The organism is Ferdinandcohnia sp. GQ5, from assembly GCF_059759275.1.
Genome location: NZ_JCAXEW010000031.1, coordinates 14,801 through 38,237, shown reverse-complemented (window position 1 = coordinate 38,237; position 23,437 = coordinate 14,801). Strand labels below are relative to the sequence as shown.

General features: G+C 37.5%; 19 protein-coding genes, 1 riboswitch and 1 other annotated feature. Of the genes, 2 read left to right on the top strand and 17 right to left on the bottom strand.

Annotated features, from left to right (window positions below):
• Positions 1-166: 166 nt before the first annotated feature.
• Positions 167-622: a YslB family protein gene (locus AC6CHV_RS25155; RefSeq protein WP_341330689.1), complete on the top strand. Its 456-nt coding sequence runs from the start codon at positions 167-169 to the stop codon at positions 620-622.
• A 510-nt stretch (positions 623-1,132) separates the two neighbouring features.
• Here AC6CHV_RS25155 and AC6CHV_RS25150 read toward each other — a convergent pair.
• The 13 genes from AC6CHV_RS25150 to zapA all read right to left on the bottom strand — a co-directional run bounded on the left by AC6CHV_RS25150 (position 1,133) and on the right by zapA (position 16,672).
• On the bottom strand, positions 1,133-2,377 hold the full coding sequence (locus tag AC6CHV_RS25150) for an aspartate kinase (RefSeq protein WP_341330688.1): 1,245 nt from the start codon (positions 2,375-2,377) through the stop codon (positions 1,133-1,135).
• A gap of 85 nt (positions 2,378-2,462) precedes the next feature.
• Positions 2,463-2,641, bottom strand: a riboswitch (Lysine riboswitch).
• 67 nt (positions 2,642-2,708) lie between these two features.
• Positions 2,709-4,481 carry an excinuclease ABC subunit UvrC gene (gene uvrC, locus AC6CHV_RS25145; protein WP_341330687.1) on the bottom strand — a complete coding sequence of 591 codons (1,773 nt, stop codon included), beginning with the start codon at positions 4,479-4,481 and terminating at the stop codon, positions 2,709-2,711.
• 174 nt (positions 4,482-4,655) lie between these two features.
• Complete coding sequence (gene trxA, locus AC6CHV_RS25140; protein WP_121447655.1) at positions 4,656-4,970, bottom strand: thioredoxin; 315 nt, start codon at positions 4,968-4,970, stop codon at positions 4,656-4,658.
• A gap of 402 nt (positions 4,971-5,372) precedes the next feature.
• Complete coding sequence (locus AC6CHV_RS25135; RefSeq protein WP_341330686.1) at positions 5,373-6,350, bottom strand: electron transfer flavoprotein subunit alpha/FixB family protein; 978 nt, start codon at positions 6,348-6,350, stop codon at positions 5,373-5,375.
• A gap of 65 nt (positions 6,351-6,415) precedes the next feature.
• Positions 6,416-7,192, bottom strand: coding sequence for an electron transfer flavoprotein subunit beta/FixA family protein (locus tag AC6CHV_RS25130; protein WP_341330685.1), 777 nt, complete (start codon positions 7,190-7,192; stop codon positions 6,416-6,418).
• 64 nt (positions 7,193-7,256) lie between these two features.
• Positions 7,257-8,030, bottom strand: coding sequence for an enoyl-CoA hydratase (locus tag AC6CHV_RS25125; protein WP_440272283.1), 774 nt, complete (start codon positions 8,028-8,030; stop codon positions 7,257-7,259).
• A 308-nt stretch (positions 8,031-8,338) separates the two neighbouring features.
• On the bottom strand, positions 8,339-8,929 hold the full coding sequence (gene fadR / locus AC6CHV_RS25120; protein WP_121447651.1) for a fatty acid metabolism transcriptional regulator FadR: 591 nt from the start codon (positions 8,927-8,929) through the stop codon (positions 8,339-8,341).
• A gap of 201 nt (positions 8,930-9,130) precedes the next feature.
• Positions 9,131-10,819, bottom strand: coding sequence for a long-chain-fatty-acid--CoA ligase (locus AC6CHV_RS25115; protein ID WP_498079885.1), 1,689 nt, complete (start codon positions 10,817-10,819; stop codon positions 9,131-9,133).
• Between the two features lie 290 nt (positions 10,820-11,109).
• The gene (locus tag AC6CHV_RS25110) at positions 11,110-11,529 is read right to left on the bottom strand and encodes a DUF350 domain-containing protein (protein WP_341330682.1); all 420 of its coding nucleotides are present in this window, start codon (positions 11,527-11,529) and stop codon (positions 11,110-11,112) included.
• 40 nt (positions 11,530-11,569) lie between these two features.
• Entirely contained in the window at positions 11,570-13,930 is a 2,361-nt protein-coding gene (locus tag AC6CHV_RS25105; protein ID WP_341330681.1) for an endonuclease MutS2, read from the bottom strand.
• A gap of 72 nt (positions 13,931-14,002) precedes the next feature.
• Positions 14,003-15,721 carry a DNA polymerase/3'-5' exonuclease PolX gene (gene polX / locus AC6CHV_RS25100; RefSeq protein WP_341330680.1) on the bottom strand — a complete coding sequence of 573 codons (1,719 nt, stop codon included), beginning with the start codon at positions 15,719-15,721 and terminating at the stop codon, positions 14,003-14,005.
• 147 nt (positions 15,722-15,868) lie between these two features.
• Positions 15,869-16,396: a CvpA family protein gene (locus AC6CHV_RS25095; protein WP_121447646.1), complete on the bottom strand. Its 528-nt coding sequence runs from the start codon at positions 16,394-16,396 to the stop codon at positions 15,869-15,871.
• A 6-nt stretch (positions 16,397-16,402) separates the two neighbouring features.
• Positions 16,403-16,672 carry a cell division protein ZapA gene (gene zapA, locus AC6CHV_RS25090; RefSeq protein WP_121447645.1) on the bottom strand — a complete coding sequence of 90 codons (270 nt, stop codon included), beginning with the start codon at positions 16,670-16,672 and terminating at the stop codon, positions 16,403-16,405.
• Positions 16,673-16,804: 132 nt separating this feature from the next.
• On the opposite strand from zapA, the gene rnhC reads away from it, so the two are divergent.
• Positions 16,805-17,740, top strand: a complete 936-nt coding sequence (rnhC, locus tag AC6CHV_RS25085) for a ribonuclease HIII (protein WP_341330679.1) — start codon at positions 16,805-16,807, stop codon at positions 17,738-17,740.
• Between the two features lie 142 nt (positions 17,741-17,882).
• Here rnhC and pheT read toward each other — a convergent pair whose 3' ends face one another.
• From pheT to AC6CHV_RS25065, 4 genes are all read right to left on the bottom strand, one after another.
• On the bottom strand, positions 17,883-20,297 hold the full coding sequence (gene pheT / locus AC6CHV_RS25080) for a phenylalanine--tRNA ligase subunit beta (RefSeq protein ID WP_498079884.1): 2,415 nt from the start codon (positions 20,295-20,297) through the stop codon (positions 17,883-17,885).
• 13 nt (positions 20,298-20,310) lie between these two features.
• Positions 20,311-21,345, bottom strand: a complete 1,035-nt coding sequence (pheS, locus tag AC6CHV_RS25075) for a phenylalanine--tRNA ligase subunit alpha (protein WP_121447642.1) — start codon at positions 21,343-21,345, stop codon at positions 20,311-20,313.
• Between the two features lie 173 nt (positions 21,346-21,518).
• Positions 21,519-21,758, bottom strand: a binding site (T-box leader).
• Positions 21,759-21,875: 117 nt separating this feature from the next.
• The gene (locus AC6CHV_RS25070; protein WP_341333510.1) at positions 21,876-22,553 is read right to left on the bottom strand and encodes a YwaF family protein; all 678 of its coding nucleotides are present in this window, start codon (positions 22,551-22,553) and stop codon (positions 21,876-21,878) included.
• Between the two features lie 42 nt (positions 22,554-22,595).
• Positions 22,596-23,345 carry a TrmH family RNA methyltransferase gene (locus AC6CHV_RS25065; protein ID WP_440274890.1) on the bottom strand — a complete coding sequence of 250 codons (750 nt, stop codon included), beginning with the start codon at positions 23,343-23,345 and terminating at the stop codon, positions 22,596-22,598.
• Between the last annotated feature and the right edge of the window lie 92 nt (positions 23,346-23,437).

Here is a 23,437-nt window from a genome sequence, read left to right as displayed (position 1 = left end):
GAAACAAGTCCACAATTTATTCATAAAAATAATAATAATTGTACACATATGATTGTAGTCATACGAAATAAAAATCAATTCTCCCTGACAAAAAGAAACAAAAAAATTCATGTTTTTCTTATACCCTCATGTTATATAATAAAGAATGGAGAAAGAGGGGAATGCAGTGAAGAACGTTAACATCAATGAACAAAATGTAAATACAAGTGAACAGTCTGTTCCCGTATTTGGGTACGAACTATTACGAGAAATTTTAATTCCTGATATTCTCGGGAAAGAAACGCCACAGATATTATATTGGGCTGGAAAAAATCTTGCCCGAAAATTCCCCTTACCTACGACGGAAGAAATCATTTCATTCTTTCACGATGCTGGATGGGGAGACCTTAAGGTAGAACGTTTGGATAAAAACTCCATTGAATTTCATTTGGAGGGTTCGATCGTAACTACTCGCTTTAAACGGAAAGATATTTGTACATTCCAGCTTGAATCTGGCTTTCTTGCCCAACAAATTCAACAACAGAAAAATCGAATCACCGAAAGCTTTGAACAACAAAAAAGAAGAGCACAAAAAATAATATTCACGGTAAAATGGGACCCAAAAGACATCACCGAAGAATAAAAGCCTGCACATTTCGTGCAGTTTTTTTATTAGGCTGTTTTCGCAAACTTTGTTGTTTTTATATCGTTGACTTCCGCTTCAGGTGGACGCTTTTCGCGGGCGTGGCTTGAGCCTCCTCAACGAAATGTGGAGGCGGCTTGCACAGAAACGAGAAAATTGGCCGACTAAAGCGCCACGTCCTGTGCGTCGGAGACTCCGACAAAGAGGCGTATTTTGCCTCTGAGGGAGGAGTTGAAATTTCTCAGTTTCTAGCCGCTGAAACTGGACACGTCGCTACCGCTCCTGCGGGGTCTCAAGTCTCACGCTTTTCCCGCTGGACATTGAATTTGCTTCTTTGAAATAACCCACGCACGAAGAAATTGTGAATACATTTTCAAGGAGTCCCCACCTTACGCTCTAATCAACTAGTTTTGCCTTTATTATCAGAAAGCAATAATCTTTTTTAGAAAAGAGCCTTCTATTTTAAAAAAAGGGTGTCCAAATTCCTTTGAACCACCCATTTAACTAAAATTATAGTTTTACTTTCGCTCTTTCTTCTTCAACAGCAGCTAAATTAAATGAGTCATGCAAAGATTCAACTGCTCGAACCATATTGCCTTGTTCAAGAACTGTAGATACTTTAATTTCAGATGTACTTACCATTTTCACTTCAATATTTTCATTTGCAAGCACTTGGAACATATCAGCGGCTACACCTGGGTTTGAAACCATTCCAGAACCTACAATTGAAACCTTTGCTAATCCATCCTCATGTTCGATACTTTCATATTTCAATAAATCCTTGTTATTTTCTAAAACAGCAAGTGTGTCACGTAAATCAGGTGTTTTTACAGAGAATGAAATATTTGTATGATTATGATCTGTCATATTTTGAATAATGATATCTACATTTAAACCATTTTTTGCTAGTGTGCCAAATATAGTTGATAGTGTATGCAATTCATTTGGTAAACCTGATACTGTTACCCTTGTAATTTGGTCTTCAAAAGCAATTCCCCTAACAACAAGATTCTTTTCCATTGAAACTTCCTCCTCAATAATGGTTCCATTTTCTAGCTCTAAGCTTGAACGAACTTCAAGCGGCAATTCGAAGTTTTTCGCAAATTCCACTGCACGTGGGTGAAGTACTCCAGCACCAAGATTTGCAAGCTCCAGCATTTCATCATAAGAAATGGAATGAAGTTTTCGTGCAGTTGGAACTACGCGAGGATCAGTTGTGTATACACCTGTTACATCTGTGTAGATGTCACATTTATCCGCCTTTAACGCCGCTGCAAGTGCGACAGCAGTTGTATCGGAACCTCCACGACCAAGAGTAGTAATGTCTCCTGAACTGCTGACTCCTTGGAATCCAGCAACGACAACGATTTTTCCTTCTTTTAAGCTTTTATATACTCTTGATACCTCAATGTTTTCAATTCGGGCATTGCTATGTATTGCCTCTGTTTCAATACCAGCCTGCCAGCCTGTATACGAAACGGATTCATACCCTTTTTCTTGTAAAGCCATAGATAATAATGCAATTGTTACTTGTTCACCTGTACTTAACAACATATCCATCTCGCGCTTACTTGGCGCGCTTGTAATTTCATTAGCTAAGCTTACTAGCTGATCGGTTGTCTTCCCCATTGCCGAAACAACAACGACAACTTGATTTCCCGCTTGCACCTCTTGAATAACTCGACTTGCAACATTTTTAATTCTATCTGGTGACCCAACAGAGGTGCCTCCAAACTTTTGAACGATGATCCCCATGCCCTCAACCCTCTCTTAGAATAATAAAAAACAGCAATGAGAGATTCTCATTGCTGTGATATACGTAAACGTACTACGTGTCACTTCGTGAGATAGCCCTCCAAGATTCATCCATCTTGACAATCCTATGTCTCTTAAACATAAGACCAGCATAAAAAAGTATGAGCCTTTTTACACTTCGGCGAACTTTCCTTTTTGCAATGATCATTAGGGCTCATACCCCTCCAATTGCATACTGATAAAGATCGCACCTCTATCTTCACTTCAACGTATTGAAGTGTAATATTATATTATTAAGCATTATATCAGACTATTTTTATAATAGCAACGACTATTCTTTTAATTTTTCGTAAATTGCTTCAGCTGTTGGTCTAGGAATATTAGCTTTTAGGATATCCTCAACACTTGCTTCTCTCAACTTCTTGATAGAACCAAAGTGCTTTAATAGTGCTTTTTTACGTTTTTCCCCAACTCCAGGAATATCGTCGAGCACAGATTGAAATGCGTTTTTTCCACGGATTTGACGATGGAAGGTAATCGCAAAACGGTGAACCTCATCTTGAATTCGTTGTAGAAGATAAAATTCCTGACTATTTCTAGGTAGTTCTACAATCTCAGGTGGGTCTCCAATTAAGAGCTCGGACGTTCTGTGTTTATCATCCTTTGCAAGTCCTGCTAGTGGAATTTCTAAACCTAATTCATTTTCAAGAATATCCCTTACTGCAGCAAGATGACCTTTACCTCCGTCAATAATGATTAAATCTGGCAATGGAAGGTTCTCTTTTAATGCACGGCTATATCTCCTCCGAACAACCTCCCTCATCGATTCATAATCATCCGGACCTTGAACTGACTTAATTTTGTACTTTCGATATTCTTTTTTGTCAGGTTTTCCATCAGTAAACACAATCATGGCAGAAACAGGATCTGTTCCTTGAATATTTGAATTATCAAATGCTTCGATTCGATGAGGTGTATAAATCCCTAACTTCTGTCCTAAATTTTCAACAGCCTTAATTGTACGTTCTTCATCTCGTTCAATTAAAGCGAATTTTTCCTTTAGCGCAATTTTTGCATTTTTAGTAGCTAGGTCAATTAATTGTTTTTTCTTCCCTCTACTAGGCTGTTGAACAGCTACTTCTAATAATTGCTCAACAATGTGACGGTCTATCGAACTAGGAAGCAACACTTCCTTTGGTTTAAAATGATTATCTTTTAAATAAAATTGACCAAGGTAGGTTAAGAAGTCTTGTTCAGGCTCGTTATAAAAAGGAAATAAAGAAACATCCCGCTCTATTAATTTTCCTTGACGGATAAAAAAGACTTGAACACACATCCACCCCTTATCATAGGAATAACCAAATACATCACGATCAATAAAGTCTGTCATTGTCATCTTTTGCTTTTCCATTGTCGTTTCAATATTTGAGATTTGGTCACGGTATTCTTTTGCTCTCTCAAAATCGAGTTCTTCAGAGGCCTTTAACATTTTTTCAGTCAACTCGCCTTTGATTTCTTTATATCCACCATTTAAAAAGCGGATAATATCGTCTACCATTTTTTTATTGGTTTCATCGGTAACATCATTGACACAAGGGGCTAGACATTGACCGATATGATAATATAAACAAACCTTATCTGGTAATGTTGAACATTTTCTTAAAGGATATATCCGGTCTAATAGTTTTTTTGTTTCAGTTGCTGCTTGTACATTAGGATATGGTCCAAAATATTTTCCCTTATCCTTTTTTACTTTTCGAGTAATCAATAAGCGTGGATGTTTTTCAGCAGTAATTTTGATAAAAGGATACGTCTTGTCATCCTTTAACATGATATTGTATTTTGGATCATATTTTTTAATAAGATTGATCTCAAGAAGAAGTGCTTCAATATTTGAAGAAGTTACAATATATTCAAAGTCCTCAATCTCATTGACAAGCCTTAAGGTTTTACCATCGTGTGACCCTGTAAAATAAGATCGAACACGGTTTTTCAACACTTTCGCTTTACCCACATATATTACAGTACCTTGCCTGTCTTTCATTAAGTAACAACCAGGCTGGTCTGGTAAAATCGATAATTTTTCCTTAAGATGATCGTGCATAGTAATCACTCCATCTACTATAAAATCAATTCGTCTAAGTAATCTTTTCTTTTATTTTGACGTATCTTATATTGTAACATTTTTACGAAGAAGTTGTACGAGTAAAAATAGGAAGTCACTTAGAAATGAGTTCAAACAAAAAAAACAGCCTATTAAGGCTGTTTAAAATTTGGATTAATAGTGGTTTGCAAGTCTGTCAGCAAGAGCTTCTTTTGGTTGGTAACCGACTACTTTATCTACAACTTCACCGTTTTTAATTACAAGTAAAGTTGGGATGCTCATTACGCCAAACTTCGCTGCAGTTTCTTGGTTTTCATCTACATCGAGTTTCACGATTTTCACTTTGTCACCAATCTCAGTGTCTAATTCTTCTAGTACTGGAGCAATCATTTTACATGGTCCGCACCAAGGTGCCCAGAAGTCTGCAAGTACTAATCCATCTTTTGTTTCTGAATCGAAATTTTGGTCTGTTACATTTGTAATAGCCATTTTAACCCCTCCTAATAAGTAACAACATTGAAATTCTACCAAGAGTATACCATCTGAGATGTCATTTTACGAATGTTTTGCTTCAAAAAAAACAGTTAACTAATTTAGAAATGATAAGATTAAACACTGTACTTCATACATAGTCATCTTCCCCAACTTTTTAAGCTGTTATGTATGTAAATTAATAGAGGTTATAGACATTAATTTTAAATGTAGCATATAAAAAAAGACGTCCAGAAGGACGTCTTTTTGCGTATTGCGGCGAGGACAGCACTCCACATAGTGCCTTGCCAAAAGGCGTGTCAACTCGACTTATGCAATTCAGCTCATCGCTTGATTAGTATACCATAAATTTTTCAAAGGTAAAATGGAAAAATCTCTATAAATTAATTTGACAACCTATTATGCATTTACTTTTAGTTTTTTGAACTCTTCAGTAAGCATTGGAACTACATCAAATAAGTCACCAACGATTCCATAGTCTGCAACCTTGAAGATGTTTGCTTCAGGGTCTTTGTTGATGGCTACGATTACTTTCGAGTTAGACATTCCTGCTAAGTGCTGGATTGCTCCTGAGATCCCACAAGCAATATATAGGTCTGGCGTAACAACCTTACCTGTTTGACCAATTTGTAGAGAGTAGTCACAATAATCAGCATCACATGCTCCACGCGATGCACCTACAGCACCACCAAGAACATTCGCTAATTCTTTTAATGGTTCAAAACCATCTGCACTCTTTACCCCACGGCCACCTGCAATTACAACTTTCGCTTCGGATAAATCTACACCTTCAGTTGCCTTACGCACAACTTCTTTTACAATTGTTCGTAAATCTTTAATTTCAACAGATAGTGATGAAACTTCACCAGTTCGTGATTCGTCTTTTTCAAGTGGTGTAATATTGTTAGGACGTACGGTTGCAAAGATTAAACCATCTGTCACAATTTTCTTTTCAAATGCTTTTCCTGAATAGATTGGACGAGTAAAGACAATATTTCCACCTGCAGCCTCAATTGCTGTTACGTCTGAGATTAGACCAGAATTCAATTTACTCGCAATTTTAGGTGAAAGGTCTTTACCTAATGATGTGTGACCAAAAACTAAAGCTTCTGGTGACTCAGCATCAATTGCTGCAAGAATGGCTTGCGAGAAGCCGTCTGGTGTATATGATGCTAATTTTGCATCTTCAACCGTTACAACTCGGTCTGCTCCGTAATGAATTAAATCATTTGTTAGCGCACCTACAGATTCACCAACTAACACGGCTACAACCTCGCCGCCTTCTGCTACAATTTTACCCGCTGCAATTGCTTCAAAAGATACGTTTCGTAAAGCACCATCACGTGTTTCTCCTAGAACTACTACTTTTCTTGACATTATGCGTAACCCCCTAGATTCGCCTTAGTAAAATTTTGAAATCGCATACAAGATTACCCGAAAACTTATACCACCTTAGCTTCGTTATGAAGGAGTGAAACTAACTCTTTTACCTGATCTTCTAAATCGCCTTCAAGTACACGTCCAGCCTCTTTTTTTGGTGGAAGATAGATTTCAATTGTTTTTGTTTTTGCTTGTACATCATCTTCTTCCAAATCTAGATCATCTAACTCAAGCTCATCAAGCGGCTTTTTCTTCGCTTTCATAATTCCAGGTAAAGATGGATAGCGTGGTTCATTCAACCCTTGTTGACATGTAACAAGTAATGGTAAAGTCGTTTCAATAACTTCAGAGTCACCCTCAACGTCTCTTACTACTGTTACTGTAGAACCATCGATATCAAGTTTTGTAATTGTCGTTACATAAGGAATATCTAGAATTTCTGCTACACGCGGGCCAACTTGACCTGAACCACCATCAATTGCAACATTTCCGCCTAAAATAATATCGGCTTCTTTATCTTTTAGGTATTCAGCCAAAATTTTTGCAGTTGTGAACTGGTCTCCTTCTTCTAGGTCATCTTCTGTATTAATCAAAACTGCTTTATCAGCACCCATTGCTAAAGCGGTGCGTAACTCTTTATCAGCTTCATCAGTTGTGGCAACTGTGACAACAGTTACTTCGCCACCATGCGCATCACGGAGTTGGATTGCTTCTTCAACCGCATATTCATCATAAGGGTTAATAATAAATTCAGCCCCATCTTCACTGATTTGTCCATTGCTTACTACAATTTTTTCTTCAGTATCAAATGTCCTTTTCAAAATAACAAAGATGTTCATGAGTTTCCCTCCTAAAGGTATTGTGCAATTTCTTGTAAACTATTAATTTTCTTCAAATCTAGTATTATTTCCCTTTAAATGTCGGCGAACGTTTTTCTATGAAGGCTGATATTCCTTCTTGTCCATCCTCTGAAATGAACATTTCTCCAAATAAAACCGCTTCTCTTTTGACAGTTTCTATATATTGTTCATTTTTCATTGAATTTAATAATTCAATGGTCGCTTGTATAGATAAAGGGCTTTTTTGAGCGATCTTCCTAGCAATTGTCATTGTTTCTTCGTGAAGATTTTCTTCCGGGAAAGCTTGATTTGCTAATCCGTACTGTACAGCCTCATCACCGCTAATTGGGTCACTTGTCCAAAGCATTTGAGCAGCTTTAGCAACACCAACATAGCGAGGCAAGCGTGCTGTCCCAGCAAATCCAGGGATTAGTCCAAGCTGTAGCTCAGGTAACCCGAGTTTTGCCTTATTGCTAACGAGGCGGAAATGGCAAGCCATTGCCAGTTCAAGACCGCCACCTAAGGCAGCACCGTGAATACTAGCTATAATAGGTTTTGGGAATCGTTCCATTCTTTCGAATAGAGATTGCCCTTGTCTTGCAAGATTTGAAAATTCTTCACCAGAGTTTATGGTTGTAAACTCTTTTATATCAGCCCCTGCAGAGAAAAAGCGACCTTCCCCATGGATTACTAAAACTCTTACATTATCATCCTTCTCAATGTCATCTAGTAAACTTGTAAGCTCTTTCAAAACAGCAGTTGATAATGCGTTCGCTGGAGGTCGATTAATGCTAATAGTAGCAATGTACTCAGCAATCTTTACTTTAAAAAACTCCATCTGCATCCCTCCTAATTAAGAATATGTATGTAACACACCTCAATCAAATGCGCCTCGGCGTATTTGAGCCCGATTTTTAGGTCCACAGGAAGTGGGTCATTAAGACGTTGCCACAGGATGTGGCGTTGTTCTTAGTCTTTAAACTTATTTTATTGCTCGAAAAGTTTCGTTTGAAAAATCGTGGCATCCGCCGGAGGCTTTAACTTTATTCAGCCAAGGTTTGACTCCTCAATTAGATTGTTTACCCTTTTACACTATGCTACCACTTAAAATGTTATGAGAAACCCGCTGAATAAAGTTAAAAATTACTAGATGTGTGTCAATCCACAACCATTTACTAATAGAGCATGGACTTCTTTTGCCAAGGATGGCAAGTCATATTTTTGTTCGTTCATGACCCAAGTGGTTGCAGTTTCATCGATTGAGCCGAATATCATCTGTCTTGCTAAACGGACATCCAGGGCTGGATTAAACTCACCATTTTCTTTCCCAAATTGAATGATGGAATCGATGGTTCCTAAATACCCTTTAAGTACCTCATTAATCCGGTGACGTAATTCTTTATTTGATTGTCTTAATTCAAGCTGAGTTACGGTTGCAAGATGATGATCAGCTGCTAAAAGTTCGAAATGTTTTTCTACCAATGTTAATAACTTCTCTGCCGCACTCGATTTTCCTGCTATTTCAGCTTCAATTTTTTCAATAAATTCGCCCATTTTTTCGTGGAATAAAGATACAAGAATATCTTCTTTGTTTTTAAAATATAGATATATTGTTCCGTCTGCCACGCCTGCTTGCTTAGCAATTCTTGAGACTTGAGATTGATGATACCCATTCTCCGCGATAACAACTACCGCTGCGTCTATGATTTGCTTATATTTTGGTTTTGTATTTTTCAAGTTCTTACGTCCTTTCAGAAAAATGAATGAATAGTCATTCATATTTCTATAATAAAACCTAATCAATATACTGTCAAGATTATCTTCTTAATTTCTCATTTGCTCTATTAAGGGAAAGAAAAAGAGCCACAGGCTCATATCATGGCTCCTCACTGATGTTAACGCTAATGATGTATTTAGAGCTGATCGATCCTACTTTGCTTAATTAATTTTTGTTAGTTTTTCCTTTTCCTCTTCAACTAATACCCTGCGCAAAACTTTGCCTACAATGGTCTTAGGTAATTCTTTTCTAAATTCATATACTCTTGGAACTTTATATGCTGCTAAATGTTTTCGACAATGTTTATCAAGCTCTTCCTCTGTGAGTTGTTGGCCATCTTTTAAGACGACATAAGCCTTAACCGTTTCCCCACGATACGGATCTGGAATCCCTGCGACGACAGCCTCTTGTACTTTTTCGTGTTCAAACAATACTTCCTCAATTTCTCTGGGATAAACATTAAATCCGCCAGCAATTATCATATCTTTTTTGCGGTCCACCACATAGAAATATCCATCTTCATCCATGTAGCCTAAGTCTCCTGTTAATAACCAACCATCACGTAATGTATTTTCAGTTTCTTCAGGCTTATTCCAATATCCTTTCATAACTTGAGGACCTTTTACGACGATTTCTCCAATTTCCCCTATATCTGCAGGTTCACCTGTTTCCATTGAAAGCACCGTAGCATCTGTATCCGGCCATGGTAATCCAATACTTCCATTCACGCGATGTCCCCAAATTAAATTAGCATGTGTTACAGGGGAAGCTTCCGATAAACCATATCCTTCTACAAGCTTTCCACCAGTCACTTTTTCAAATTGTTCTTGTACTTCAAGTGGCAAAGCCGCCGAACCACTTATACAAGACTCAATCGAAGATAAATCATATTTCATTAGGTCAGGATGATTCAACAGACCAATGTACATAGTTGGTGCACCTGGAAACAGGGTTGGCTTCTGTTTATGAATCGTTTTTAGTGTATCTCCTGCGTTGAATTTCGGCATAAGGATCATTTTTGCAGCCATCATAATAGATAAGTTTAATACGGTTGTCATTCCGTACACATGGAAAAATGGCAGAATGGCTAAAATGGATTCTTCTCCTTTATTACATTTATACATCCATTTTGAACACATTATCGTATTAGCAACTAAATTTCGATGTGTTAGCATTACTCCTTTTGGAAATCCTGTTGTTCCACCTGTATATTGTAACAAGGCAAGGTCTTCTACTGGGTCAATGTCAATATCGATTTCTTTAGCTTCAGATGTGTTTATGATTTCCCTTAGTAAATGATTTGTTCCTTCATGTTCCACTTTGACTACAATACCATATTGTTTCTTTTGGATAAAAGGATAAATCAAATTTTTTGGGAATGGGAGATAGTCTTTAATTTCGGTTACAATTACATGTTCAAGTTCTGTTAGCGCTTTCACTTTTGAGACACGTGGAAAAAGAATATCTAATGTAATAATCGCTTTTGAACCTGAATCCTTTAAATGATATTCTAGTTCTCTTTCTGTATACAATGGATTTGTTTGTACCACGATTGCACCTGAAAACAGGACACCATAATAAGCAATTACACCTTGTGGGCAGTTTGGCAACATAATGGCAACTCGTTCACCTTTTTTGATGCCTTGAGACACTAAATAGTTTGCAAGTTTTAAAGCTTCTTCATACACTTGTGAAAAAGTTAATTCTTTTCCTTGAAAATGAACAGCGATTTTTTGAGGAAATTCACTAGCAGTTCTTTTCAAATATGCTTGAATCGGGATGTTTTCATACTCGAGCTGATGCGGAATTTCCTCAGGATAATTTGCTAACCACGGCCTTTCTAACTCCATCTAATAACCTCCCTTTAAATCATTCTAAAGAATACGAAGACGTATCCAAAGACCAGTTTGAATTTTCAAACCATTTATATTCATTATATTATATAGAATATTCGGTGACAATTAGATTCATGAATTGTTGCGGAAGTTTATGTCGTTTTACGACAAATTACCAAATGACAAATAAAAAAGGCTGTTGGTTAATTCCCAACAGCTCATTATCTTATAACACTAAATAAAGGATCCCAACAATAACAAATACTCCACTTACAACTAACAGTATTTTAGCTAGCTTTTCCATATTAAAAACCACCATTTCCAATCCCTGCGCCGATTACATAAGAGAGTCCCACCGATATAATCATGGATATAAATCCTACTGCGCGATTATCTTGTTGTATTTCAACATCTATGTCGAATTTCGGGGTTAAGAATTCAAAAATAAAATAGCCAATTAGAAGAAGGAAGAATCCAAATACTCCCCAGCCAATCATGACAAATAATGTATCGTGGTTTTGGATGGAATAGCGGAATATATTTGCAATCCCGAAAATTTTCCCTCCGGTTGCCATTGCGACTGAGAGATTTCCTTTTTGGATTTCTTCCCAATTTTTGTATTTGGTGACCAATTCAAATATGGCCATAAACAGAACTAAACACAGAATAACAACACTGTAATTAGCAGCCGTTAACACAAATTCATTATCCCAAAATTGATCCATTATCTTCTCTCCCTGTTAGAGATTACATTTCTTTGCAAATTTATTTTAATTCTACTACTGTAACGCCTGTTCCACCTTCTCCGGCTTCCCCAAATCTTGTAGATTTTACGGAGCGGTGATTTTTCAAGTATTCTTGAACTCCTTGACGCAAAGCACCTGTTCCTTTTCCATGGATAATAGATACACGTGGATAACCTGCAAGTAAAGCATCATCGATGTATTTTTCCACTCGAACCAAAGCGTTTTCGTATCGTTCACCTCGTAAGTCTAATTCTAGACTTACGTGATAATCTCTACCCCTTACTGTCGCTAGTGGCTTAGTTTCTACTGGTTTCGGACTGCTAACAAACTCGAGGTCTTTTTCTTTAACCTTCATTTTTAAGATCCCAATTTGAACCTGCCATTCGTTATTACCTGCCTTATCGATTAAATGGCCCTTTTGGTTTAAGCTAATTACCTTTACTTCATCACCAGGTACGAAATTTCTTTTTGCTTTGGTTGAAACAGATTGTTTATTCGTCTTGTTCGAAAGTTGAGGTACTGCATTTTCCAAACGCTTTTTCGCATCTATCAATTGATGTTCCTTAACAAGGGTTTGTTGTTCAAGCTTCATTTTACGTAAATCTCGAATGACTTCTTCTGCTTCGCTCGTTGCACTTTTGATTGTTTCAGCTGCTTTTTGTTCCGCTTTTTCATATAGTTTGTTACGTTGTTCATTAAATTCAATGATTTGCTCTTGAAGTTGTTTATGAAGTTTCTCTGCCTGTCTTCGGATATCTTCAGCTTCCTCAAGCTCCTGTTCAGCATCCTTTTTACTTTTCTCCAAGGAGGCGATCATATTTTCGACCGTATTCGTTTCAGAACTAATATGATTTTTGGCAGTGTGAATAATGCTATCAGATAACCCCAATCGTTTTGAAATTTCAAATGCATTACTTCGTCCAGGAACTCCGATTAAAAGCTTATATGTTGGACTTAAGGTTTCGATATCAAATTCGACACTTGCATTGATTACTCCTTCTCTGTTGTATCCATACGCTTTTAACTCTGGGTAATGGGTTGTAGCAATAACTCTTGCACCTCTACTATACACTTCATCAAGAATTGAAATAGCAAGGGCAGCCCCTTCTTGAGGGTCAGTTCCTGCTCCTAGTTCATCGAAAAGAACTAAACTGTTTTCGTCAACTTGTTTTAAAATATCTACAATGTTAACCATGTGGGAAGAAAACGTACTTAAGCTTTGTTCAATAGATTGCTCATCACCTATATCAGCGTATACCGATTCAAATACAGCAATCTCTGACTCTTCTTGTGCCGGTATTTGTAGGCCCGCTTGAGCCATAATCGTTAATAACCCGATTGTTTTTAATGTGACTGTTTTTCCCCCTGTATTTGGACCAGTGATCACAATAGAAGTGTAGTCTTTGCCAAGCTCAATATCATTTGGCACTACTTCTTGTGGGTCAATTAGAGGATGACGACCTTTTTTAATAAACACATAGCCATTCCCGTTGATTTTCGGCTTTGTCCCCTTTACCTTTTTACTGTAGCTCGCTTTTGTGAACATAAAATCAAGTTCCCCAAGCGTGTCTACATTTTGATAGAGTGGCTCATATTCTTCTGCTACTGCATTTGAAAGTTCTAGTAAAATACGGTCAATTTCTTGTTTTTCTCTAACCCTAGCTTCCTGTAATACATTGTTAAGGTCAACTACTGATTGTGGTTCAATAAACAATGTAGCCCCTGAAGAGGATTGGTCATGAACGATTCCACCGTAAGTCCCACGGTATTCCTGTTTAACGGGAATTACGTAACGATCATTACGAATTGTAATGATTGCATCTGAAAGTGTTTTTTGAGCGGAAGAAGAACGAATAATATGTTCTAGCTTCTCCCTAATTCTCGCTTCACTGCTACGAAGTTGGGTGCGAATTCCACGCAATTTGTCACTCGCTCCATCCATGACAACTCCATTATCATCAATACAGTTTTTTATTTTTTGTTCTAGTTCAAATAAGGGGGTAATACGTTCAACTAATTCACCGAGGATTGCAACTTCGATCGCGTCCTCAATCATACCTTCAACAAACTTCTTCATTTGTCTACCAGCATAGATAGTGCCTGCAATGTCTAAGAGCTCCATTGTATTTAAGCCACCGCCAATGCTTGCGCGCTTAACCGCAGCTCGGATATCCGTTAATCCCCCAAGAGGAACATTTCCTTTTAACCGTAATACCTTAGATGCTTCATCGGTTTGCTCTTGTAGAAAAACAACCTCCTCTACATTCGTAGAAGGAATCATTTGATCAACTTTTTCTCTTCCTAATGAGGATGAGACGTGCTGTTTTAGCAGTTCTTTCACTTTACCAAATTCTAAAACCTTTAAAACTCGTGGCTGCATGCTGTTACTCCCTTCTTGCTACCCACTACTTTAATATGGATGTATCTCCCTACAGGAGGAGAATAAATAGAATTATAAATTTCTTTTTAAATAAGCCAATAGTTCATCCTTTTCCCAGGTGTTAATAACACTTTCTTTTTTGATCCAACCTTTTGTTGCAGCAGAAATGCCATAACCCATATCTTCTAACATGTCTATATTATGTGCATCTGTGTTAATCACTAGTTTGACACCTGCATCTTGTGCCTTTCTAATATAATCTGAAGAAAGGTCCAATCTATTCAAGTTCGCATTTAATTCCAAGGCTGTATTCGTTTCTTTGGCTAGCTCAATTAGCATATCAACGTCTACGTCATATCCTTTTCTGCGCCCAAGTATTCTTCCAGTAGGGTGTGCGATGATATCAACATGAAGGTTTTCTAATGCTGTTTTTAAGCGTTGCATGATTTTCTCCCTTGGTTGTGAAAAGCTTGAATGAATGGATGCAATTACAACATCTACTTCTCGAATAAGTTCATCATCATAATCTAGTCTACCATCAGGAAGGATGTCCATTTCAACACCTGTAAAAATCATAAAATCATCATATTTTTCATTTAATCGTTTTATTTCTTTGTGTTGTTCTATTAATCGCTCGGGGGTAAGCCCGTTTGCAACACGAAGATATTGTGAATGGTCTGTTATAGCCATATAGCGGTAGCCTTTTTTCCTGCATGCTTCGACCATTTCTTCAATCGTGAAAGCCCCGTCACTCCATGATGTGTGCATATGGAGGTCGCCTTTTATATCTTCAAGTCGTATGTGTTCAACTTTCTGTTGAAAGGCTTCTACCTCTGAGCCATCTTCTCTTAGCTCTGGCGGGATAAAGGTGAGTCCGAAATATTGATAAAACTCTTCTTCCGTATCAAAAGTTTTCATTTCACCTGTTTCACTATTTTCAACGCCATATTCACTTATTTTTTCACCACGGTCTTTTGCCAATTGCCGCATCCTCACATTATGATCTTTACTGCCTGTAAAATGATGAAGGGTAGTTGCAAATTCATGTGGTTTCACAAGACGAAAATCAACCGAAATATCATAACTATACGAAATTTGAACGGAAACCTTTGTATCTCCGCTTGCAATGACACCACTTATGCCATTAAGACTTAATAGTTGTTCCCGTACTTTTTCAGGTTCATTTGTTGCAATAATGAAATCAAGGTCCTTTATCGTTTCTCTCATTCTGCGCAGACTACCTGCTCGAGAGAAAGTTGAGATTCCATCCATCTTACTTAATTGTTCCTCGATTTCTTCAGCGAGCGCTAGCATGAGAGCAATTGGCAAGCGCTCTGGTCGTTTGCCATATTCCTCGATGGAAGCGAGTATTTTTTCTTCTGTTTTCTTACCAAAACCTGCAAGATTTTGAATTTTTTCGTTTAAGCATGCTTGTTTTAACATTTCCATATCTTCAATAGCCAGTTCTTGATAAAGCTTAGCTATTTTTTTGCCGCCAAGACCTGGCAGGTCTAACAAAGGGATGAGTCCTTCTGGCACTTTTTCTTTTAATTCAGTTAGTACGTTTGAGCTGCCAGTTTCTATGTACTCTGTAATCACAGCTGCGGTTCCTTTTCCTATACCAGGGAGTGTTGTGAAGTCTTCAATGGTAGATAAACTTCGATCATCATTTTCCAATGCAGCTGCTGCTTTACGAAAAGCTGAAATTTTAAATGGGTTGTCCCCTTTTAGCTCCATATATATTGCAATTGTCTCTAATAGACGGATTACATCTTTTTTATTAATAGTCACTGTTAGCACCTACCTATCATTCCATACGATTAACTATCCAAAATGATACAGATTTTTTGCGAAAAAGTCACTTAATGTATCAGCTTTTTCATTTTTGACAAAAAAAACTCCTCTAACTAAATAGAGGAGTCAGTTACTAATTACTTGTCAAATCCACATGTCCTTAATTTTTCCAGTGAAGAATGGTGTGTGTTGTACGATCATTTTCGCCATAAATGAATCATTGAGATTAGACTGAACCATTTCAACTGGTAGTAAAGCTCCGATATAAAGCACAATAAAAACAATGAGGTATACCTCAACAAATCCTAGTAGGCCGCCAGCCCACCCGTTAATTTGTTTTAAAATTGGTAGATTTGCAAGGAAATCTAACATCGATCCTATAATCTGCCATAGGAACTTTGTAACAAAGAAAATAATTGCAAAAGCAATAGCACGATAATAAGACGTTTCTAAATTTGTACTTTCAAATAAAAATTTCATTGTCTCGGCGTCGCCGAATGATGGATATGGAATCCATAATACTAATTTTGGCATAAGTTCATCATAATAGAGATATGCGACGATAAATGCAACAATAAAGCCAGTAAGATGAACGATTTGAAGGATAAACCCTCTTCTTAAACCAACTAAGAATCCCATTAAGAGGATAATAATCAAAACTAAATCGAACATATCACTTCAATCCTTTTCATTTTTTGCTTGTTCTAAGAGTTTTTCAAGGTTTTCATAGTCTTCTTTTAACTTTAGATGTTCATGAACAATATTAACTGCTGTTAATACTGCTAGTTTATTAATATCAAGTGTCGGGTTTTTTCCGCTAATTTCTCTCATTTTATCATCGACAATTGAGGCCACAAGGCGAATATGACTTGTGCTCTCAGACCCGATAATTGAGTATTGCTGTCCATATATATCTACAGTGGTTCTTGTTTTTTGTGGCTGTGACAAGTATTTGGCCTCCATTCTAGTCAATCCTACAGATAATAATACCATGAACGTGATATTTATGGAAAGAAATCTCAACAAACGTTATGATAGAACATGTAGAATTTTATCCAAAAATAGTAGGAGATGTTATTTTTGTCTAATACTGTATTAAAATGTACCCTCGAAACGATAGAAAAAATGAAGACGGATTATAAAAGTCAATTGCAAGATAAGGTCCCACAGGGAGGATTATTTGTCGCCAAACTCCCTAGCTGTACAATTACAGCTTATAAATCTGGGAAAGTATTGTTTCAAGGAAATAGTGCTTTAAGTGAAGCTGCAAAATGGGACAGCTCTGTTACGTCCAGTAAAACGACCACAACTAACAAACCAGTTCCAAAGAATAGTGGCTTGCCAGCAAATATCGGAACATTATCAATGGTTGGTTCGGATGAAGTTGGGACAGGTGACTACTTTGGACCGATGACAGTCGTTGCTGCATTTGTTTCCAATGATAAGTTCGAGCTATTGAAGGAACTTGGGGTTAAAGATTCAAAGGATTTAAACGACAAACAAATTTGTGAGATTGCCGAATCGATTATTCATGTCATCCCTTATAGTCTGTTAATTTTACATAATGAAAAATACAATGAACTTCAAGCTAAAGGGATGACTCAAGGAAAGATGAAGGCCTTATTACATAACCAAGCAATCGCACATGTCTTGAAAAAAATTGCACCCTCCACACCCGATGGTATTCTAATCGATCAGTTCGCTGTTCCAGACGTGTATTTTAGACATCTTTCTGGTCAAAAGGAAATAATTAAGGATAAGGTTTATTTCAGCACAAAGGCTGAGGGCGTACACCTATCAGTCGCTGCTGCTTCAATTATCGCTCGTTATGCATTCATAAAAGAATTTGATAAATTAAGTGAGAAGTGCGGTTTGGAGTTAAAAAAAGGGGCCGGTGCTCAGGTTGATGTTGTTGCAGCTAAGCTAATAAAAAAGCATGGTGTTGGTGCACTGCGCACGTATACCAAACTACATTTTGCAAACACAGGAAAAGCGAAGAAAATAGCTGGGATATAAGATAAGAAAGGAGGGCAACTTTGGTCGACAAGCATAAGATGCCCCCAACCTTCCGAAATATTAGGCTTAGATCATAGAACCGACGACGTCTGAAGCTAGACAAATTAAAAATGGAGTGGGATAAAATACCCACTCCATTTTTTTATGAACGCAATGTTGCATCAAATTTCTCTGCAACTGCCTTTAGTACTTTTTCATGTGCTTTTGTTACTTCTTCCTCTGTTAGAGTACGTTCTGGATCAAAGTATTTGATCGAGTATGCAACTGATTTTTTACCAGGCTCCATACGCTCTCCTTCATATAGGTCAAAGATCGTAACATCGCGGAGTAACTTTCCACCCGCTTCAATAATGACCTGCTTCATATCACCTGCAGCAACTGAATTGTCCACGACAAGTGCGATGTCACGAGTCATTGATGGGTATCTTGGAATTGGCTGGTAGAGTATTTCTTCTACATCTGCTTCCAAGACATCCTTTAATGATAATTCAACCACATAAGTCGGTGTTAAATCTAAGTCTTTTTGGACATTTGGATGAATTTGACCAATAAATCCGATTTCCTTATTGTCTAATAATACAGTAGCTGTACGACCAGGATGCATATCTTCCACTCTTGCTTGAAGGAATGATGTTCTATTTCCAAGACCTAACTTTTCAAATAGACCTTCTACAATACCTTTAACCACATAGAAGTCCACTGCTTTTTTCTCACCCTGCCATGTTGGTGATAACCACGAACCTGTAAGAGCTATCGCAAGATGTTCTCTCTCTTCAGGTAGTTCCTGGCCAGGTCTAGTAATGAATACCGCACCAGTTTCATAAGTAGCTACACTGTCAATCTGGCGAGCGAGGTTATGTGAAACAACTTCTAATAAATGAGGAAGAAGACTAAGTCTTAAAAGACTACGTTCCTCGCTCATTGGCATTGCTAAACGTATAGGTTCGCTTTTTTCAAGTGCGTATTTAGTAACTTTTTCAGCACTAGTAAGTGAATATGTGGTGCTTTGATATAAGCCTACACCTTCTAGATATCTTCTAACTAAACGACGCTTAGCTTGGTAATCCGTTAATCTGCCAGGATTTGATTCGCCAACTGGGAGTGTTGTTGGTAGCTCATCATAACCGAATAACCGCGCAACTTCTTCGATTAAATCCTCTTCAATCGTAATGTCAGGTCTGCGAGTTGGTGCAGTAACATGGAACGTATTGTTATCCACAGTAAATGGGAATTGTAGGTTTGTAAAAATCTCTTCTACTTTTTCTTTTGTTATCTCAGTTCCTAACACTTTATTAATTCTCTCTAGTGAAACCGATACTTCTACAGGTTGAATATCAAGAGTATCCACTGCTACAACACCATCAAGAACCACACCGCCAGCAAGCTCTGCCATTAGCTCAGCAGCACGGTCAGCTGCTTCACGAGTACGATTTGCATCAATTCCTTTTTCAAAGCGAGCACTTGCCTCACTGCGTAATCCGTGATCCTTAGAAGACTTACGGATTGTACTTCCTGTAAAATAAGCAGACTCTATTAATACTGTTGTTGTGTCATTTTTTACTTCAGAATTTGCTCCACCCATTACACCTGCAAGGGCAACTGGCACCGTTCCATTTGTAATAACAAGGTGTTCGTTCGTTAATGTACGCTCTACATCGTCTAATGTTGTAATCTTTTCTCCGTTATTTGCACGTCTTACAAGAATTTCATTAGAGCCTAGTCGATCATAATCAAAGGCATGTAAAGGTTGGCCATATTCTAATAAAATATAATTTGTAATATCAACTACATTATTGTGTGGTCGAATTCCTTCTGCCATCAGGCGTGCTTGAAGCCACAATGGTGATGGACCGATTTTAACGTTCTTTATAACTCGCGCCACATATAATGGATTATCTTCCTTTGCATCAACAGCAATTGAAATATAATCCTCCGCTTTTTCCTCTGAGGTTATTACTTTTGGTTGTGGAAGTTTAACTTCTCTGCCTAGAATAGCTGCAACTTCATAAGCAACCCCCAACATGCTCATAGCATCAGAACGATTAGGTGTTAGTCCTAACTCAAGAACTTTGTCATCAAGATTTAGTTGGGCAATCGCGTCCGCTCCTGGCTCAACATCATGTGGAAATACAAAGATACCTTCTGAATATTCTTTTGAAACAAGTTTTGATTCAATGCCAAGCTCTTGTAGGGAACAAATCATACCATTTGATTCTTCACCTCGAAGCTTCGCCTTTTTGATTTTGAAGTTACCTGGAAGTACAGCTCCTACCTTTGCCACGACCACCTTTTGGCCTTTTGCAACATTTGGTGCACCACAAATAATTTGAACAGGTTCACCTTCACCTAAATCGACTTGACATTTATTTAATTTATCAGCATTGGGATGTTGCTCACATTCTAATACATGACCGACAACAATTCCGCTAATGCCTTCCCCTAAATGATCGACACCTTCAACTTCAATTCCACTTCTAGTGATTTTCTCTGCTAATTCTTCAGCAGTTACACCTGATAAATCAACGTATTCTTGTAACCATTTATATGAAACAAACATGTTTTTTCCCTCCTTAAGCCCGATTAAATTGTTTGATGAAACGATTATCATTTGTGTATAAATGACGAATATCATCAATTCCGTATTTTAACATTGCAATACGCTCTGGGCCCATTCCGAACGCGAAGCCTGTATATTTCTTTGAATCAAATCCAGACATTTCAAGTACATTTGGATGAACCATACCAGCACCTAAAATTTCAATCCAGCCTGTTTTCTTACAAACATTACAGCCATCTCCACCACATTTAAAGCATGAGATGTCCATCTCTACTGAAGGCTCAGTGAATGGGAAGAAGCTTGGACGTAGACGGATTTCACGATCTTCACCAAACATTTTCTTTGCAAACGTATTTAAAGTACCTTTAAGGTCACTCATACGAATGTTTTCATCCACAACCAATCCTTCAATTTGAGTGAATTGATGGGAATGTGTCGCATCATCGTTGTCTCGGCGGTATACTTTACCAGGACAGATGATTTTTACAGGTCCTTTTCCTTTATGCTTTTCCATTGTTCTTGCTTGAACAGGAGACGTTTGGGTACGAAGTAAAATATCCTCAGTGATGTAAAATGAATCCTGCATGTCCCTTGCTGGGTGGTCCTTCGGTAAATTTAAGGCCTCAAAATTGTAATAATCTTTCTCGACTTCTGGCCCCTCAGCGATTGAATAACCCATACCAAGGAAAAGATCTTCAATTTCTTCAATTACCTTAGTAAGTGGATGAGGTCCACCTACCTTAATCGGTCTTCCAGGTAAGGTCACATCGATTGTTTCAGAAGCAAGTCTTTTTTCAACTTCTTCTTTTTCAAGTAACTCCTGCTTTGCAGTTAATTTTTCAGTAATTTGCTCTCTTACTTCATTCACAAGCGCACCCATTTTAGGACGCTCTTCGGCAGAAAGCTTGCCCATCCCTCTTAGTACTTCAGTGATAGGTCCTTTTTTTCCTAAATACGCAACACGAATATCGTTTAATTCTTTAAGATTCGTTGAAGCTTCGACTTTTGCCAGAGCTTCTTCTTTCAGCTCAAGTAATCTTTCTTGCATTCATAATTCCTCCTTTTTTCTTAGAAAAGCACAAGGCGCCCCAATTCCAGCTAAAAGTATACACGTCCTGTGCATAGCACTGGAATCCTAGCCATCCTGGCATGGGCTTGTGACCTCGAGCCGATGGCGCCTGGAGCTAGACATCAAGACAAAATAAAAAACCTCAATCCCAAAAAAGGGACGAGGTTTAGATTCGTGGTACCACCCTTGTTAACAATTATCAAATACTAATTGTTCACTTCGTTTCGATAACGGCAAATGCCGGTACACCTTTACGTTTTGAATGACAAAACGGTCCCAGTGCCAACTCAAGAGGTGAATTCACTTTCTTCTTCTATAAAAATGCTTGCAGTCTCGGCATTTTCTCCCTAGATAGTGAGTGGAAAGTTACTGGTCTCTATCACTGTTTTTACGATATAAGGATGTTTAAAAAGTCACCAAATGATAAGCATCGACTTTTTAAAACACAGATTTTATGTAAGCATATAAATTATATTATACGTATCTTTGTTGTACAAATCAAACCCATTTTAATTCTTTTTTCGTATAAATGGGAGATAGAGAATAAAAAACATAAACAATGCGACTATTTCCAAGGATAAAATATACCAAGGGTACGGACCCAAAAAATCGATTAGGCTTGGATTTATTGGCTTTCGTGCGAGAAACATATAATTTCCACCTGTTGCTTTGTTAATAAAAAAGACAACTATTGCAATAACATTTAAAGCAGCAAATGCCTTCCAAATAGATGTGAAAGCCGGCCTACAATTCTCATACCAAATCATGTACAAGCTCGCTAGTATGATGGCGATATGTGCTAGAAAAAAATGAAAATAGCGATAATGTGGAAAATCATAAGCAAGCTCTGGTGTAAGCATTGCTTGTAGAGCACCACCAATGCCTAGGAAATACGTAATTTCAAATAAAAAAAACTTTCGTGTTAACAACATGATGATACTTAAAAACAATGAGATTGAGCATAGCTGAAATGGCAATGAATCTACTGGATCCCATACTCCCGTTTTCAAATACCATATGTAAAGAGATAGTTCGCTTGCTAATAAAAAGAAAGCTAAGGAATAACGGATTGCTGATTTTCTCTTTGTGAGTGTTGCTCGAAAAATAAATAAAACTATCCCTGAAGCAAACAATAAGCCTAACATCACAACATGTGAAAGAGCTAACCACCGAAACGGGTCTCCGATAACGGAACTTCCGAAAAAGTCGTTTATTATACTCCCCCCTCTTTATCGTAAATGATACAGTAAAATCCCTGCTGCTACTGCAACGTTTAATGATTCACTTCTACCGAAGATTGGGATATAAAGGTTTTGATCTGTTTTATCTAGTAATTCTGGCTCGACTCCATTTCCTTCATTTCCAACAATCAATGCAAATGACTCTCCAACAGACGCTTGTTTATAATCAACTGCATCTTTTAAAGATGTTCCATATACTTTAATCCCATTTTGTTTAAGTTTTAAGATAGTGTCGTGAAGATTTTCTTTTATAATAGGTATATGAAATATGGAGCCTTGTGTAGAACGAATGACCTTTGAGTTATAGACATCAACGCTTCCTTCACCAATAATGACTGCATCAATTCCTGCTGCATCTGCCGTTCGAATCATCGTCCCTAGATTACCGGGATCCTGTACAGCATCTATTAATAAGAGCCTAGAGATCTTTCCACCTTCTTTTACCGAGTATTGCTCACAAACTGCAGCAACTCCTTGAGAAGTATCAGTATCACTTATTTCCTGCATGATTTTTTCCGTCACAATCGTGATTGATAAATCATCTACAATCCACTCTGATGGGATGTCTGTTGTTTCACTTATAATCAATTCTTGGATGACTACATCACTTTTTAATGCCTCTTCTACTAAATGAAATCCTTCTATCATAAAAGTTCTTGATTTGTCACGTTCCTTTTTTGTATGTAGTTTTTTCCATTGTTTTATTTGAGGATTTTTATTTGATTCGATTCGTTTCAACTTGTCAATTGCTCCTTTTTGCTAATTCTTTTTCCATTATATCCTAACAAAGATACATAATAAAACGGTATAACGTAAATCATAGTAAAGAA